Origin of the sequence: Microbacterium phyllosphaerae (genome assembly GCF_050628115.1) — a bacterium.
Classification (GTDB): Bacteria; Actinomycetota; Actinomycetes; order Actinomycetales; family Microbacteriaceae; genus Microbacterium; species Microbacterium phyllosphaerae_A.
This window is the reverse complement of record NZ_CP192502.1, coordinates 2,630,347-2,646,230: the sequence shown is the minus strand read 5'-3', so window position 1 is coordinate 2,646,230 and position 15,884 is coordinate 2,630,347. Positions and strand designations below refer to the sequence as shown.

General features: G+C 68.0%; 14 protein-coding genes. 1 reads left to right on the top strand and 13 read right to left on the bottom strand.

The genetic code is table 11. From position 1 onward, the window contains the following. Positions 1-24: 24 nt before the first annotated feature. From ftsZ to ACQ4LY_RS12450, 13 genes are all read right to left on the bottom strand, one after another. Positions 25-1,176 (bottom strand): cell division protein FtsZ, encoded by a 1,152-nt coding sequence (gene ftsZ, locus ACQ4LY_RS12510; RefSeq protein ID WP_431071953.1) that lies wholly within the window; start codon positions 1,174-1,176, stop codon positions 25-27. 176 nt (positions 1,177-1,352) lie between these two features. Then, the gene (locus ACQ4LY_RS12505) at positions 1,353-2,294 is read right to left on the bottom strand and encodes an FtsQ-type POTRA domain-containing protein (protein WP_431071951.1); all 942 of its coding nucleotides are present in this window, start codon (positions 2,292-2,294) and stop codon (positions 1,353-1,355) included. Between the two features lie 3 nt (positions 2,295-2,297). Continuing rightward, entirely contained in the window at positions 2,298-3,695 is a 1,398-nt protein-coding gene (gene murC, locus ACQ4LY_RS12500) for a UDP-N-acetylmuramate--L-alanine ligase (protein WP_431071949.1), read from the bottom strand. 64 nt (positions 3,696-3,759) lie between these two features. Continuing rightward, positions 3,760-4,836 carry a UDP-N-acetylglucosamine--N-acetylmuramyl-(pentapeptide) pyrophosphoryl-undecaprenol N-acetylglucosamine transferase gene (locus tag ACQ4LY_RS12495; protein ID WP_431071947.1) on the bottom strand — a complete coding sequence of 359 codons (1,077 nt, stop codon included), beginning with the start codon at positions 4,834-4,836 and terminating at the stop codon, positions 3,760-3,762. Beyond that, positions 4,833-6,071, bottom strand: coding sequence for a putative lipid II flippase FtsW (gene ftsW / locus ACQ4LY_RS12490; RefSeq protein ID WP_431071945.1), 1,239 nt, complete (start codon positions 6,069-6,071; stop codon positions 4,833-4,835). Before ftsW ends, ACQ4LY_RS12495 begins: the two co-directional genes overlap by 4 nt. Then, entirely contained in the window at positions 6,040-7,578 is a 1,539-nt protein-coding gene (murD, locus tag ACQ4LY_RS12485) for a UDP-N-acetylmuramoyl-L-alanine--D-glutamate ligase (protein ID WP_431071943.1), read from the bottom strand. Before murD ends, ftsW begins: the two co-directional genes overlap by 32 nt. Continuing rightward, positions 7,568-8,680 carry a phospho-N-acetylmuramoyl-pentapeptide-transferase gene (gene mraY, locus ACQ4LY_RS12480; RefSeq protein ID WP_056306980.1) on the bottom strand — a complete coding sequence of 371 codons (1,113 nt, stop codon included), beginning with the start codon at positions 8,678-8,680 and terminating at the stop codon, positions 7,568-7,570. The genes murD and mraY overlap by 11 nt, the downstream gene beginning before the upstream one ends. Further along, a complete protein-coding gene (locus ACQ4LY_RS12475; RefSeq protein ID WP_431071940.1) occupies positions 8,677-10,089 on the bottom strand; it encodes a UDP-N-acetylmuramoyl-tripeptide--D-alanyl-D-alanine ligase in 1,413 nt (470 codons plus the stop codon). The genes mraY and ACQ4LY_RS12475 overlap by 4 nt, the downstream gene beginning before the upstream one ends. Positions 10,090-10,117: 28 nt before the next feature. Next, positions 10,118-11,899: a peptidoglycan D,D-transpeptidase FtsI family protein gene (locus ACQ4LY_RS12470; protein ID WP_431071938.1), complete on the bottom strand. Its 1,782-nt coding sequence runs from the start codon at positions 11,897-11,899 to the stop codon at positions 10,118-10,120. A 39-nt stretch (positions 11,900-11,938) separates the two neighbouring features. Then, entirely contained in the window at positions 11,939-12,538 is a 600-nt protein-coding gene (locus tag ACQ4LY_RS12465; protein ID WP_431071936.1) for a hypothetical protein, read from the bottom strand. Further along, complete coding sequence (gene rsmH, locus ACQ4LY_RS12460; RefSeq protein ID WP_431071934.1) at positions 12,535-13,473, bottom strand: 16S rRNA (cytosine(1402)-N(4))-methyltransferase RsmH; 939 nt, start codon at positions 13,471-13,473, stop codon at positions 12,535-12,537. The genes ACQ4LY_RS12465 and rsmH overlap by 4 nt, the downstream gene beginning before the upstream one ends. 117 nt (positions 13,474-13,590) lie before the next feature. Next, positions 13,591-14,022, bottom strand: a complete 432-nt coding sequence (gene mraZ / locus ACQ4LY_RS12455; protein WP_056306971.1) for a division/cell wall cluster transcriptional repressor MraZ — start codon at positions 14,020-14,022, stop codon at positions 13,591-13,593. Positions 14,023-14,317: 295 nt separating this feature from the next. After that, positions 14,318-14,689 carry a DUF3040 domain-containing protein gene (locus ACQ4LY_RS12450; RefSeq protein ID WP_431071932.1) on the bottom strand — a complete coding sequence of 124 codons (372 nt, stop codon included), beginning with the start codon at positions 14,687-14,689 and terminating at the stop codon, positions 14,318-14,320. Positions 14,690-14,774: 85 nt separating this feature from the next. Between ACQ4LY_RS12450 and ACQ4LY_RS12445 the strand changes: the two genes are divergently transcribed. Then, the gene (locus tag ACQ4LY_RS12445; protein ID WP_431071930.1) at positions 14,775-15,875 is read left to right on the top strand and encodes a polyprenyl synthetase family protein; all 1,101 of its coding nucleotides are present in this window, start codon (positions 14,775-14,777) and stop codon (positions 15,873-15,875) included. Positions 15,876-15,884: the final 9 nt, after the last annotated feature.

Sequence of the window (15,884 nt, the reverse complement as noted above, 5' to 3'; positions counted from 1 at the left end):
ATTCCTCGGGGCCCTGCGCGAGGGTCACTTCAGGAATTCAGGGATGTCGATGTCGTCATCCGCGAACGCGGGCTCGATGCTCGTCGCGGTGACGCGCTGCGGGGCCTTCTCGGCCTCGACGGCTTCGGAGGCGGGCTTGCTCTCGTCGTCGTTCGAGAGAGCGACCTCGGGGAGCGTGCTCGCTGCGGCGGGACGCGTGACGACCATCGGGTCGAGGCGCAGTGAGGGCTCGCCACTGTCGAAGCCGGCGGCGATCACGGTGACGCGCACCTCATCGCCGAGCGTGTCGTCGATGACCGTACCGAAGATGATGTTCGCCTCGGGGTGCGCGGCTTCCTTGACGAGGTCCGCGGCGTCGTGGATCTCGAAGATCCCGAGGTTCGAACCACCCTGGATGGAGAGCAGGACTCCGTGAGCTCCCTCGATGCTGGCCTCGAGGAGCGGCGACTCGACGGCCAGCTCGGCGGCCTTGATCGCACGGTCGGCTCCGCGGGCGGATCCGATTCCCATGAGCGCGGAACCCGCGCCCTGCATGACGGACTTGACGTCCGCGAAGTCGAGGTTGATCAGCCCCGGGGTCGTGATGAGGTCTGTGATGCCCTGCACACCGGCGAGGAGCACCTGGTCGGCCGTGGCGAAGGCCTCGATCATCGAGATGCCGCGATCGCTGATCTCGAGGAGGCGGTCGTTCGGCACCACGATGAGCGTGTCGACCTCTTCCTTGAGCTTCACCACGCCGGCTTCGGCCTGGCTCTGACGACGACGCCCCTCGAAGGAGAACGGCTTGGTGACGACACCGATGGTCAGTGCGCCGATCGACTTCGCGATGCGAGCGACGACGGGGGCACCACCGGTTCCGGTTCCGCCTCCCTCTCCCGCGGTCACGAAGACCATGTCGGCACCCGTGAGCGCCTGCTCGATCTCTTCGGCGTGGTCCTCGGCTGCGCGGCGACCCACCTCGGGGTCGGCTCCTGCGCCGAGTCCGCGAGTGAGCTCGCGGCCCACGTCGAGCTTGACGTCGGCGTCGCTCATCAGCAGCGCCTGCGCGTCGGTGTTCACTGCGATGAACTCGACTCCGCGGAGACCGAGGTCGATCATGCGGTTGACGGCGTTGACGCCGCCACCGCCGACGCCGACGACCTTGATCACGGCGAGGTAGTTCTGGTTCTGGCTCATGGCCGGCCTCCGAATAGTCGAGCCTGTCTTTGGGCGAGATCCCGAGGGTTGAACCTTAAACCTCAACTAGAGGTGTAAAGTATTTCCCGGTATTGGTTTCTCTTGTTCGAAGGTAAGCGTCACGCCCCCGCGCACACGCAACGACACGGGCGTGTCGCCCGTTTGCCGTCGAAACCTCAGCCGACGACGACTGCGTGGGGCGAAGTGACGTCGATCGTGGATGCGTCCGGACGCCCGATCAGGGTCTTCGAGAGGGCCTCGCTCTTCATCGGCGAATCCTCGGAGCTCCCCCACACCACGGTGAGGCCCGAGCTCAACGTGAGCGTCACGTCATCCGGCGACGTCGCGCGCACACCCGTGAGCGTCGCTCTCAGATCGGCTGGCACGGATCGCACGACGAGACCCGCACTCTCGAAGGCTGCAGAGTCCGTGCCGCCCTCGATGTCGAGGAGAGGCTGTCCGGCGGGCTGATCCGATGTCGTCGCAAGAGCGACTCCTGCAGCATCGACAAGGGTGTACCCCGCCTCTGAGCGGATGACGCCGACGGGGGTGCGCTCGACGATCCGCACGGTGAGATCGTGCGGGGGCCTAGCCTCCAGCGCATAGGTCTCGATCAGCGGGAAGGCCAGCAGCGACGCCTTCACCTCGCTCGTGTCGATCGAGGCGAGCGGGGTGCCGATCTGGTCGGCCAGTGCGGCTTCGACCGTCGCGGCATCCAGAGTCGTCGCGCCCACCACGGTGATCTTCTCGACCGCGAACAGCGGACTGTACGCCGCGACGGTCGTCCCCCCGACGAGGAGCACGACAGCGCCGATCGCGCTCAGCCAGATGATCCGTCTGCGACGTGAGCGCTGGGTGAAGCGCCGGATCTCGGCGCGGAGCGCCTTGCGCCGTGCGCGCGCGGCACGCCAGACGTCACGCGTCGACATCGGCCGCTCGGCATCATCCGCGCCCGCGTCTCCTGCGAAGGCCCCGAGATCGACGACATCCGCATCGTCGCGCCGGCCTTCATCCTCAGCGGCGCGCGCGCGACCACGAGAGCCCGTCCGTCGCCCGGCTGCGGACTCGTCCTCCGCGGGACCCGCGGGAGGCGTGGGAAGCGGAGGCGGACGTCGCATCGCCTAGACCTCTGTGGTCCGCAGCGACTCGAGCACCTGCGGGATGATCTGATAGACGTTGCCACACCCGAGAGTCACGACGAAGTCGCCCTCACGCGCGACCGACGCCGTGTAGTCGGCGGCCTGCTGCCAGTCCGCGACGAAGTGCACGTGCGAGGGATCCTGGAAAGCACCGCTGACCAGCTCACCCGTGACACCGGGCACCGGGTCCTCGCGGGCACCGTAGACGTCGAGCACGACCGTGTGGTCGGCGTAGGTCTCGAGCACATCGGCGAACTCGCGGAACATGTGCTGCGTGCGCGAGTACGTGTGGGGCTGCTGGATCGCGATGATCCTGCCGGAGCCGGCGATCGAGCGCATCGCCTCGAGCGCGGCCCGCACCTCGGTCGGGTGGTGCGAGTAGTCATCGTAGACCGTGACGCCGCGCTCGACTCCGTGCTGCTCGAGCCGGCGCACGGTGCCGGCGAAGCCCTCGACGGCGCGCGCGGACTCGCTCAGCCCGAAGCCGACGGAGAGGAGGACCGTGATGGCTCCCGCCGCGTTGATCGCGTTGTGCACACCGGGCACGGCGAGCTGCAGCCGCACGCTCTCATCGCCCCGGGTGATCGTCGCGGAGACAGGGCCTGCGGCCACGATGTCGGTGACGCGGACATCGGCGTCCTCCGCCTGCCCGAAGGTGATGACGTTCGGGTGCGACAGCCCCGCACCCACGCGCAGCGCGCCTGCGTCGTCGCTGGAGATGACGACGGCCTCGGTGGCGGCGTCGGCGAAGCGCACGAACGCGTCGTGGAAGGCCTCGTCTGAGCCGTAGTGATCGAGGTGGTCGGGGTCGACGTTGGTGATGAGCGCGACCGCGGTGTCGTAGAGCAGGAACGTGCCGTCGGACTCGTCGGCCTCGACCACGAAGAGCTCACCGGTGCCCGTCGCACTGGAGACGCCGAGCTGCTCGATCACGCCGCCGTTCACGAAGTTCGGATCGGCACCGAGCGCCTGGAGAGCCGTCACGATCATGCCGGTGGACGTGGTCTTGCCGTGCGCACCGGCGACCGAGACGAGTCGACGTGAGCCGATGAGCCAGTGCAGCGCCTGCGAACGATGGATCACGTGCAATCCACGTTCCTTCGCGAGGACGAACTCGGGGTTCTCGGGCCAGATCGCCCCCGTGTGCACCACGGTGTCGGCGTCGCCGAGGTGGGCGGCGTCGTGTCCGACGTGCACCGTGGCCCCGGCCGCCGCCAGAGCGCGGAGGTTGTCGCTGTCGGCGCGGTCGCTCCCGGAGACGCGGATCCCCGCATCGAGGAACATCTTGGCGAGGCCGCTCATGCCGGATCCGCCGATGCCGATGAAGTGCGCGGAGGAGATCGACTCGGGGATCGGGAGGGTGAGGTCAGGTCTGATCATGTCGGATTCAGTCTACTTTTCGGTGAGGACGTTTCGGCGGCGCTGAGCCGTGTCTGCGGCGGACTCAGACGAGCCCGAGAGCTCGGTCCACGAGCGCGATCACATTCTCGGTGCCGCTGCGCGTGCCCACCTGACCGGCAGCGTCCGCCATCGCCGAGATCCGCTGCGGATCCTTCAGCACGGGTATCACGATGCGTCGCACGGCGCCGCCGTCGAAGGTGGCGTCGTCGAGCAGACGTGCGGCGCCGGCGGCGACGGCGGATGCCGCGTTGAGCCGCTGCTCGCCGTTGCCCACCGAGTACGGCACATACAGCGCGGGAATGCCGAGCGCGCTGATCTCGCTGACCGTCGCCGCCCCGGAGCGCGAGACGATGAGGTCGGCGAGGGCGAACGCGAGATCCATGCGGTCGACGTAGCGGCGCAGCGCATAGCCGGGCACGTCGGGGTCGGCGAGGTCGCTGCGCTCGCCCGTGACGTGCAGCAACTGCCATCCTGCGGCGAGGACGTCGCCCCAGGAGTCGGCGAGGGCCTCGTTCAGGCGCTGAGCTCCGAGCGATCCGCCGAACACGAGCAGGACCGGACGAGAGGCATCGAGTCCGAAGTGCTCTGCGGCCTCGTCGCGGGCGGCAGCGCGGTCGAGCTCGATAACCTCGCGGCGCAGCGGCATGCCGACGACCTCGCCGCCGCGCAGCTTCGTGCCGCCGAAGGCGACTCCGGTCGCCGCGGCGCGACGCGCACCCAGCACGTTCGCGAGGCCGGGCTTGGCGTTCGCCTCGTGCACGACGAACGGCACACCCTCTCGGCGGGCTGCCACATAGGCAGGAGCCGAGGCGTATCCGCCGAAGCCGACCACGACGTCGACGCCGTGCGTGCGGATGTGCGCACGCACCTGGGCGATCGCACGACGGAAACGGCCGGGGAATGCCGCCGCCTGCCTGTTGGGACGGCGAGGGAACGGCACCTTGTCGACGATGAGGAGCTCATATCCTCGGGCGGGGACGAGCCGAGACTCGAGTCCCTCCGCCGTGCCCAGCACCAAGACGGTCGCATCGGCATCGCGGGCGCGCAGCCCGTCGGCGACGGCGAGCAGGGGATTGACGTGACCGGCGGTTCCACCGCCGGCGAGAAGGTACGTGGTCACCGTGTGACCCTACCCCGCCCTGCCGAGGGGGTCCGCTCAGCCGCACGTGCTTCGGGGACCTTGAGAGTGCGCGCGAAGGACAGCAGGACGCCGCAGGCGATGAGCACCGCGAGGAGCGCCGTGCCGCCCTGCGACATGAAAGGCAGCGGAACGCCCATGACGGGGAACAGCCCGATGACGACGCCGATGTTGAACACGGCCTGTCCCGTGATCCAGACGGTGATGCCACCGGCTGCGACGCGGATGAACGGGTCGTCCGTCTTGCGGATGATGTGGAAGGCGCCGACCGTGAAGAGAGTGAAGAGCGCGAGGACGACGATGCAGCCGATCAGCCCGAGCTCCTCGCCCACGATCGCGAAGATGAAGTCGTTGCCGGCGGCGGGCAGCCACCCGTACTTCTCCTGCGAGTTGCCGAGACCGACGCCGAAGATGCCGCCGGAGGCCATGCCCCAGATCCCGTGGATCGACTGGTAGCAGTCGCCCGTGTACGCCGACATGTCGGAACACGTCGCCGTGATGCGTCGCATGCGGTCCGGGCTCGTCACGGCGAGGGCGATGACCGCGACGACGCCGAGCAGCACAGGCAGGATGAACAGCCGCAGCTTCACGCCGGAGAAGAACAGGCAGCCGAGCAGCACGATGACCAGCACCATCGCGGTGCCGAGGTCTTTTCCGGCGATGACCGTGCCGATCGCGAGGGCGCCGACCGGAACCACCGGGATGAACACCTGGTGCCAGGTGCCGAGCATCGTCTGTTTGCGCAGCAGGACGTATCCGACCCAGAGCGCGAGCGCGAGCTTCAGGAACTCCGACGGCTGCAGGGTGAACCCGGCGATCATGATCCAGTTGCGGTTACCGCCGTCCTCGATGCCGAGAGGTGTGAAGACGAGCATCTGCAGGGCAATCGAGCCGAACAGCGCCGGCCACGCCATACGCTTGAGGAAGGCGATGGGCAGCCGCGAGATCAGGAACATCAGCGGGATGCCGAGCACGGCGAAGATCCCCTGGCGCAGCGCGCCGTCCATCGGGTTCTCACCCTTGGACACAGCGGTCGCACTCGTCGCCGACAGCACCATCACGAGTCCGAAGATCGTCAGCATCAGGGCAGCCGACGCGATCATCAGGAACTCGGTCGAGACCGGTGTGAAACGCCTCCCGAGGGAGACGCGGGCGGCGAGGCCCCCGGAGGAAGTGCGCCCGGGCTCAGACCGAGGGGGGCGTGCGACCTGCGTCATCGGCGCTCCCCCGGTCTATCCAGTCCCGCACCGCCTCGGCGAAGCGGTGTCCGCGATCCGCGTAGCTGGAGAACTGATCGAAGGATGCCGCTGCGGGGGCCAGCAGAACTGTGCCCTCGCCCTCGACGATCCCCGCGGCGATCTCCACGACGCGATTCATGACGTGACCAGTCTCGCCAGCATCCACCTCGAATACCGGCACCCCCGGCGCGTGTCGCTCGAATGCCGCGACGACGGACGTGCGCTCGACACCGATCACGACGGCCGCGCGGGCGGTCGAGCCGACGGATGCGACCAGATCGGCGATGTCGACGCCCTTCAGATCTCCTCCGACGACCCAGACCGCGCCGGGGTATGCACGCAGCGACGAGGCCGCGGCGTGCGGATTCGTCGCCTTGGAATCGTCGACCCAGGTGATGCCGGCGTGGCGCGCGATGACCTGGATGCGGTGCTCGTCGAGTCGGAAGGACTGGAGGGCTGTGTGGATGGCTTCGGGCTCCACCCCGAGCGAACGCGCGAGTGCGCTGGCCGCCAGGATGTTCTGCACGATGTGCGGCGCGGCGAGGCCGACGGACTGCAGGTCGGCGACCGTCGTCAGCTCCAGAGCGCTGGTCGCGCGATCGTCGAGGAACGCCCGATCGACGAGCAGCCCCTCGACCACACCGAGGTCGCTCGGCCCGGGGATGCCGAGGTCGAATCCGATGGCGCGTGCGCCGTCGACGACTTCGGCCTCCTCGACCATGAGCCGGGTGGCCTCATCGGCCTTGTTGTAGACGCAGGCGACGCGGGTGTTGCGATAGACGATCGCTTTCGCGTCGCGATACGCCTGGGCGCTGCCGTGCCATACGAGGTGGTCGTCCGCGAGGTTCAGGCACACCGACGCGTGCGGGAAGAGCTGCCCCTCTGCGCTGGACTGCCCGAGGTACCAGAGCTGGTGGCTGGAGAGCTCGACGACCAGCGCGTCGAAGCCCTCGGGGTCGCGCACGGCGTCCAGCACCGGCACGCCGATGTTTCCGCACGGGGCCGCACGCAGCCCGCCCTCGACGAGGAGGGATGCCGTCAGCTGCGTAGTGGTGGTCTTGCCGTTGGTGCCGGTGATCAGCACCCAGTCGGCCGGAGTGCCGTCGGCGCGCGTGACCTTGTCTCGGATGCGCCAGGCGAGCTCGATGTCACCCCAGATCGCGATGCCGGACTCCTGCACCCACCGGATCACGGGGTGCGTGGGAGAGAACCCGGGAGAGGCGATGACGACCTCTGGTGCGAAGTCGCTGAGCGACCCGGGCACCTCGGCGAGCGAACCCAGTTCGAGGCGCGCTCCGATCACGGGCAGAAGGTCGGCGTACTCCTGCTCGGCCGACTCGCTGAGCACGAGCACATCGGCACCGAGCTCGGTGAGCGTATCGGCCACCGAGAAGCCGGTCATCGAGAGTCCGAGCACGGCGACCCGCAGACCCGACCAGTCGGAGCGCCAGCTGGTCAGCGTCGCAAGCCTGGACTCAGCTGACACGCGTGAGCCATTCGACGTAGAAGAGTCCGACGGCCGAGACGGCGAGGAGTCCTGCGATGATCCACATCCGGACGACGATCGTCACCTCTGACCACCCGCGCATTTCGAGATGGTGGTGGAAGGGGCTCATCAGGAACAGACGCTTGCCCCGAGTGACCTTGAAGTAGGCACGCTGCAGGATGACCGAGCCGGACGCGAGGACGAACACGCCGGCGATCACGAAGAGCAGCAGCTCGGTACGCGTGAGGATCGCCATGGCGGTGATCACGCCGCCGATCGCCATCGAGCCGACGTCGCCCATGAAGACCTTGGCCTTGGGGGCGTTCCACCAGAGGAAGCCGATGAGGCTGGCGGCGAACGACGCGGCGATGATCGCCAGGCTGAACGGATCGCGCACCTCGTAGCATCCGCCGATGGCCGCCGATTCGACGCCTTCGCCGACGCAGGACTGCTTGAACTGCCAGAAGGCGATCAGGCTGTACGCGCCGACGACGATGACTCCTGCTCCCGCAGCGAGGCCGTCGAGACCGTCCGTGAGGTTGACGCTGTTGGACGTCGCCACGCCGATGACCGAGATCCACAGCAGGTACAGAGCCCAGCCCAGGATCGCGGCGAAGGCGAAGAGGTTCAGCCAGGGGATGTCGCGGAAGAGCGAGATCGAGCCGGATGCCGGTGTCTGGTCGTACGAATTCGGGAAGTTCAGGGCGATGATGCCGAACGGGATGATCACCAGCAGCTGGCCGATGATCTTGCGCCAACCCGAGAGCCCGAGGCTGCGCTGACTGCGCACCTTCATGTAGTCGTCGATGAAGCCGACGGCACCGAATCCGACCATCAGCCAGATGACGAGGAGCGCCGATGTCGAGGGCGTCCCGCCGCCGACGTATGTCCCGGTGAAGTAGCCGACCATGGTGCCGACGATGAAGATCACGCCGCCCATCGTCGGGGTTCCCCGCTTCGCCTCGTGGCTCGGGTTCTCGATCGCTTCGGGCGTGCGGATGACCTGCCCCCAGCCCCACTTCCGGAAGAGCCGGAGGAAGACGGGAGTCAGGAAGAGAGTGAAGGCGAGCGATATGGCGGCCGCCATGATGAGAGATCTCACGAGAACAATTCTCCCAGACGATCGCCGAGGTGCCGGAGCCCCACGGAATTGGATGACTTCACGAGCACGCGGTCGCCGTCGCGCAGCTCGCCTCGCAGGTACTCGAACGCGGAATCCTGATCTGCGAAGAACACGGCCTCGCTGTCCCACGAGCCCTCGCCGATCGCGGAGATGAAGAGGCGGCGGGCCTCGGGGCCGATGACCACGATCCGCTGGATGTTCAACCGTACGGCGAGCAGACCGATCCTGTCGTGCTCCTCACCCGCCGTCTCGCCGAGTTCGCTCATGGCACCGAGCACGGCGACCGTCCGCTCGTCGGGGCCGGTGATCTGCGCGAGGGTGCGCAGCGCCGCGGCCATCGAGTCGGGGCTCGCGTTGTACGCGTCGTTGATGATGCGCACCCGTTCGTTGCCCATCGGCTGCATGCGCCAGCGCTCGGCGATCTCGACCGTCTCGAGACGGGCGATCGCGTCTGCCGTCGAGACGCCCAGCACACGTGCAGCCGCGATGGCGGCCAGAGCGTTGCCGACGTGATGCGCACCGAGGACCTGCAGCCGGAGCGGGAGCCGCTCCCCCGCGGCCTCGATCACACAGGAGGTGCCCGATGCGGTGACCTCGAGGTCATGGGCCCGCACATCCGCCGCGGCGCTCTGACCGAAGCCGACCACCTGCATGCCGCGCGAGACCGCGAGCTCGCGCATCGCCGCGACACGGGGGTCGTCGACGTTGAGCACGGCGGTCCCCGAGGGGATGGCGGCCGAGACGAGCTCGGACTTGGCCTTCGCCGTCGCCTCGATGCCGCCGAAGCCTCCGGCGTGCGCCATGCCGACCATCAGCACCACGGCGATGTCCGGCTCCACGAGGCCCGCGAGGCGAGCGATGCTGCCCGGCGCGTCCGCACCGAACTCGCTCACGAGGAACCGCGTGTCGTGCGTGATCCGCAGCATGGTCACCGGAGCGCCCACCTCGTTGTTGAACGAGTTGACGGGCGCGACCGTCTCTCCCTCGCCGGAGAGGATGCGCGCCAGGAAGTTCTTGGTCGTCGTCTTGCCGTTCGACCCCGTGATGCCGACGATCTTGAGATGCCCCTCGGCACGCACGCGCGCCACGACCTCTCGCGCGAGATCGGCGAGGGCGCCGACGGCGCTCGGGACGACGATCTGCGTGATCTCGTCGTCGACCGGATGCTCGACGATGGCGAGCGCGGCGCCGGCGGCCAGTGCGGATCCGACGAAGCGGTGACCGTCGGTCTCGGCCCCCGGCTTCGCGACGAAGACGGATCCGGGCGCCATGTTGCGCGAATCGGTGTCGACCACGCCGTCGACGAGAGTCTCGGCCGTCGCTGTACCGGCGAGTCGGAGATCACCCCCGAGGACGGTGGCGATCTCAGCAAGCGACAGGGCGATCATGACGTCTCCAGGCGCGGCGGGGCGCCGTCTATTCGAACTTGGGAAGCAGTGCGTCCATCGGAGTCGAGGACGGCATCACGCGGTAGGTCTTCATGGTCTGGGTCATCGCCTTCTGGAAGGCCGACGCGGTAGCAGCAGACGATGTAACTCTAGTCGGCTCGTCGAGGGTCACCACGACGACGTACTGCGGGTCATCGACGGGAGCGAAGCCCACCATGCTCGTGTAGTACACGCCCGCCTTGTATCCGCCGTTGCCGTCCGGGATCTGCGCGGTACCGGTCTTGCTTGTCACGCGATAGCCGGGAACCTGGATGCGCTCGGCGTTGCCGCCCTGGACGGCGACGTTCTCGAGCATCCGCGTCAGGTCGGCGGCGGTCTCGGGCTTGATGATCTGGTCGTGCGCCGCCGCCTCGGGGGTGACGACCGTGCCGTCGGGCGTCGTGCAGGACTCGATCAGCGACAGGCCGATCTTCTCCCCGCCGTTCGCGATGGCCTGGTACGCGCCGGCGAGCTGCGGGGCGGTGACGGTGAAGTACTGTCCGAACGTGGTCGTGTACAGCGACTGGTTGTCCCACTCGCTCGTGGGGTGCAGCAGGCCGCCGGCCTCGTCCGGGAAGTCGACGGTCCTGGTGCCGACGCCGAAGCGCTGCAGGTAGTCGTAACGCACATCGGGGCTCACCATGGTGCCGAACTTCGACAGCGCCACGTTCGAGGAGTCGATGAGCGCGCCGGCGAGGGTGTACTGGAAGGTCGGGTGCACGAACGCGTCGTTGATCACGGCACCGTTGTCGAACTTCTCCTTCGACGATGCCGACACCGTGGGGCTCGTCATGGTCACGCCGGCGTTCTCCATGATCGCCGCGGCGGTGACCGCCTTGAACGTGGAGCCGGGCTCGAACGGGTAGGTGAAGAGCTTGCTGCCCCATGTGTCGGACGACGAGGCATCCAGATCGTTGGGGTCCATGGTCGGCCACTCCGCGGCCGCCCGGATCTTTCCGGTGGCGACCTCCACGACCGTCACCGTGCCTCCCTTCGCGCCTTGCGTCTGCGCCTCCTCGGCGATCATCTGCTGCATGTACCACTGCAGATCGCTGTTGATGGTGAGCTGCACGGCGCCGCCGTCGACGGCGTCGACCTTGCTCTCACTGCCGGGGATGACCACGCCGTTCTTGCCGGTGCGGTACGACTCCTCCCCGTTCGTCGGTGCGAGGCACTTCTCGTCCATCTTCTCGATGCCGGCCTGCGCTGTACCCGCTCCGTCGAGGAATCCGAGGAGATTTCCGGCGACGGCACCGTTCGGGTAGACCCGCACCTCGCGCGGCTTCATCGTGAGGTAGGAGGAGATCTTGAGGTCACGCAGCTCGATGTACTTCTCGGTGCTGAGGCCCTTCACGAGCGGAAGGTACTGGGAGTCGGGGTTCGCGGCCAGCGCCGCGGCCACATCGGCGCGGAGCTTCTCGGCATCGAGTCCCATGATCTCGGCGATGCGGGTGGAGGCCTCGGCCCATGGAAGCTCTGGAGGGTTCTTCTCGTCCTCTTCGAGGAGGCGGATCACCTGAGGGCTCAGCTGCGCGTCATAGACGTTGACGCTCTCGGCGAGCACCGCGCCGTCCGCGTCGACGATGGATCCGCGCTGCCCGGGGATGGCGGTGCCGTGCGCGATGAACTCCAACGACTGGGCGACGTGCTCGTCGGCCTTGACCACCTGGATGTCGACCAGGCGCACGACGAAGGCGGCGAGGATCGACAGGATCACGGCCAGCGCGACGACCGTGCGTCGCCGGGGCGTCCGGGTGGCTCGTGTCGTCATGGACTCTCTCCGTCAGGTCTTGATGGTCGGTGGATCCGGCTAGCGGGTACTGGGGCTCGGGAGCCCGTCGGTGATGGCCGGCGGGAGCTCCTCGGCGGATTGCTCCGCAGTGCCGTCCGGCGTGCCGTCCGGCGTGCCGTCCGGCGTGGCGTCATCCTCTGTGGAGGCGTTGACCGGCACGTCGTTCAGCAGCGCGTTGCTCACCGCGCCTGCGCCGTTCGGGTCGATGGTCGATGCTCCGACCGCGCCTGTCCCCTGGCCGAACACGGCGCCGTCACTGAGACGCAGATAGGCCGGCGAGCCGGCGACCACCATGCCGAGCGCGGCGGCTCCCGTCGCGAGGGACTGCGGCGAGCTCAGACCGGTCAGGTCCTCCTGCAGCGCATTCGTGCGGAGGTCCAGCTCGTGCTGCTCGGACGAGAGGCTCGCCAGCGTGAACGAGTCCTGGGTGATCGCGAGCGACAGGCCGATCTGCACGGCTCCGATCGCCATCGCACCCGCGACGGCGATGAGCGCATAGGCGAGCTTCGGCCTGCGGCGGGCCGGCGTTCCCGTGACCGGCTCGAGGCGGCGACGCGGCGCGCGCGACGGTGCGTCAGGCTGAGAGTGGGGCCGGGGTGCCAGCGCGTTCAAGCTCATGAGGTCTCCCGCAGCTTCTCGGCAGCCCGCAGTCGCACCGGGATCGCACGGGGGTTCCTGGCGCGCTCGTCGTCATCGGCGAGCTCGGCACCCTTGGTGATGATCTTGAAGCGGGGCGCGTGCTCCGGCAGTTCGACGGGCAGGCCCCGTGGCGCGGTCGACGCCGCACCTGCGGCGAAGGCCTGCTTCACGAGTCGGTCCTCGAGCGACTGATACGACATCACGACGATCCGTCCGCCGACGGCGAGTGCGTCCATGGCCGAGGGGATCGCGTCGGCGAGGACGTTGAGTTCGGCGTTGACCTCGATGCGCAGAGCCTGGAACACGCGCTTCGCGGGGTGCCCTGCGCGCTGAGCCGCAGCAGGAGTGGCGGCCTGAAGGATCTCGACGAGCTCTCCCGAACGGGTGATCGGCTGCTTGTCGCGTGCGGCGATGATGAATCGCGCATAGCGGCCGGCCAGTTTCTCCTCGCCGTAGCGCTCGAAGATGCGACGGAGGTTGCCTTCGCTGTAGGTCGCGATGACCTCTGCGGCGGTGACGCCCTTCGTCTGATCCATCCGCATGTCCAGCGGAGCATCTTTCGAGTAGGCGAAGCCGCGGTCGGCTTCGTCGAGCTGCAGGGATGACACGCCGAGGTCGAAGAGGATGCCGGCCGCGCCCTGGGCGTGCAGCCCGATCTCGTCGTACACGGTGTGCACGAGCGTTACCCGGTCCTTGAAGCGGGCGAGCCGCTCCCCCGCGATGCGCAGCGCGTCGGTGTCGCGGTCGAGACCGACCAGACGGATGTTCGGGAAGCGCTCGAGCAGAGCCTCGGAGTGCCCGCCCATGCCGAGAGTGGCATCGACGAGCACCGCTCCGTCGGCCTGCAGGGCGGGAGCGAGCAGCTCGACGCAGCGCTCGAGCAATACGGGGGTGTGGATGTCGCGGAGGTTCATGATCTTTCTCGGGTGACCTCTGTAAGTCGGAGACCAGGGCCCTGATCCCCCTCCGCTTCTCGACCCGGCACCGGGGAAGTGTGTCGGGGCAGGAGCGGCGGGGCATCACAGCCGTGGTCAGAACAGTCCCGGGATCACCTCCTGCTCGAGATCGGCATATGTCTCCTCGCCGGCTGCGAGGTAGGTGTTCCAGCTCTCGGCATCCCAGATCTCGGCGTGGGCGCCGACACCGGTGACGATGAGTTCCTTCTGCAGGCCCGCGTACTGACGAAGGTGCACGGGGATGGTGATGCGGTTCTGGCTGTCTGGCATCTCCGCACTCGCACCGGAGAGGAACAGACGCATGAAGTCACGCGCCTGCTTGTTCGCGAGCGGTGCCTGACGGATCCGCTCGTGCATCGCCTCGAACTCGGCCGTGCTGAAGACATAGAGGCAGCGTTCCTGGCCTCGCGTGACGACGATGCCGCCACCGAGGTCTTCGCGGAACTTCGCGGGAAGGATGACCCGTCCCTTGTCGTCCAACTTCGGAGAATGCGTTCCCAGCAACATCAGCCATCACCCCCTCTGCGTCCGGCCAACTCGAGGTGAGCCCCACTTTACTCCACTTTCCTCCACAAACCTACGGTCAATCCTCGGATTGACGGCCTGAGCGGATGAAGGCACACCGAAGTTCCGCGTGATCACGCGGTGGAGAGAGGTGGAGGGCAAGTGGAGGACGGTGGAGCACCAGCAGCAGAAAGCGCTCGCTCACGAGCACACAACCGTTCCTCACCGGCGCCCGGGTCCGGAAACGACGAAGGCCCGGATGCTCAGAGCATCCGGGCCTTCGAGGAAGAGGAGGGGGTCACTGACCGTCTTGGCGGCGATCCCATCGGTCGTTCATGCGATCCATGAAGGATGCCGAACTCTTCTGCTTGGGTGCCCGCTCACGGGGAACGGCGGAGAGGGGCTTGCGAACCGGGGTGACGGCGAGCATCACGCCGCCGAGCATCGCGGCGAATCCGATGACGCCGACCACGACGCCCCACACGTCACCGAGCACGACACCGACGATCAATCCACCGACACCCGCGAGGAGCAGCAGAGCTCCGTACACGAGATTGCGGTAGCTGAGTGCGCGGTCACCTGATGGCGCACTCACGACGTCGGCGTCGTTGTGGAGGAGATGGCGTTCCATCTCGTCGAGCAGACGCTGCTCCTGTTCGGAGAGTGGCATTTCGTCCCCCTCGGGTATCGTCCGTCCATTCTACGCGCGGTATGTCGGTCGGGGCTAGCCGTAAGGCCCCCGTTTGGCTTTACGTATGCTGGGAGTCGTGCCGTCCCCCACACTCGTCTCCGACGCCGTCGCCGCTCGCCTGCGACTCTTCCTCGACCGGATGAGGGAGGAATCGATCGACTATGGGCCGGACGCCATGGGCCTGCTCGAGTCGGCGGCCGACACCCTCGTCGGGGGCAAGCGCCTTCGCGCGCGCTTCTGCCATGCGGGCTGGCAGGCCGTCGCTCGATTCAGAGACCGGGACGCCGAGGAATCGACCGCCCTCTGGGACGTCTGCGCGGCTCTGGAGATCTTCCAGTCGGCCGCCCTCGTGCACGACGACCTCATCGACAACTCCGACACCCGCCGCGGTCGCCCCGCAGCTCACCGGGCGCTCGAATCGACGCATCGTGAGGCCGGGTGGGTCGGCGACGCGGCGGCGTTCGGTCGCTCGTCAGCGATCCTCCTCGGCGACCTCCTCGTGGCCTGGAGCGACGACCTGCTCGAGGACGCGATCGATCCGCTGCCCCATGCCGCGGCCGTGCGCCGCGAATACGGTCGCATGCGCCGCGACGTCACGGTCGGCCAGTTCCTCGACATCGCCGAGGAGTCGGCGTGGAGCGTCCACGCGACCGACTCCCATGTCGAGCGTGCCCTGCGCGTCGTCTCGCTGAAGTCCGCGCGCTACAGCATCGAGCAGCCCCTGGTCCTCGGTGCGGCGATCGCCGGCGGCGCCGACGATCAGCTCGACGCCCTGCGCCGGTTCGGCCACCCCGTGGGCATGGCGTTCCAGCTGCGTGACGACGTTCTGGGGGTCTACGGGGATGCCGCGGTGACGGGGAAGCCGACGGGCGACGATCTGCGTGAGGGCAAGCGGACGGTTCTCGTCGCGCTCACCAGGGAGACCCTCGACACGTCGGCGCGCAATCTGTTCGACGAGATGCTCGGCGACCCGGACCTCACAACCGAGCAGATCGCGTTCCTCCAGGCGACCATCTCGGGTTCCGGAGCGCTCGATCGTGTCGAACGCATGATCGACGACTACGCGAAGGATGCCGACCGCGCGCTCTCCGGTGCGCGTCTCGACAATGCGGCCGTGGGCGACCTGCGCGATCTCGCGCGTGCGGCGACCGTCCGGTCAGCCTGAACGCGGCTC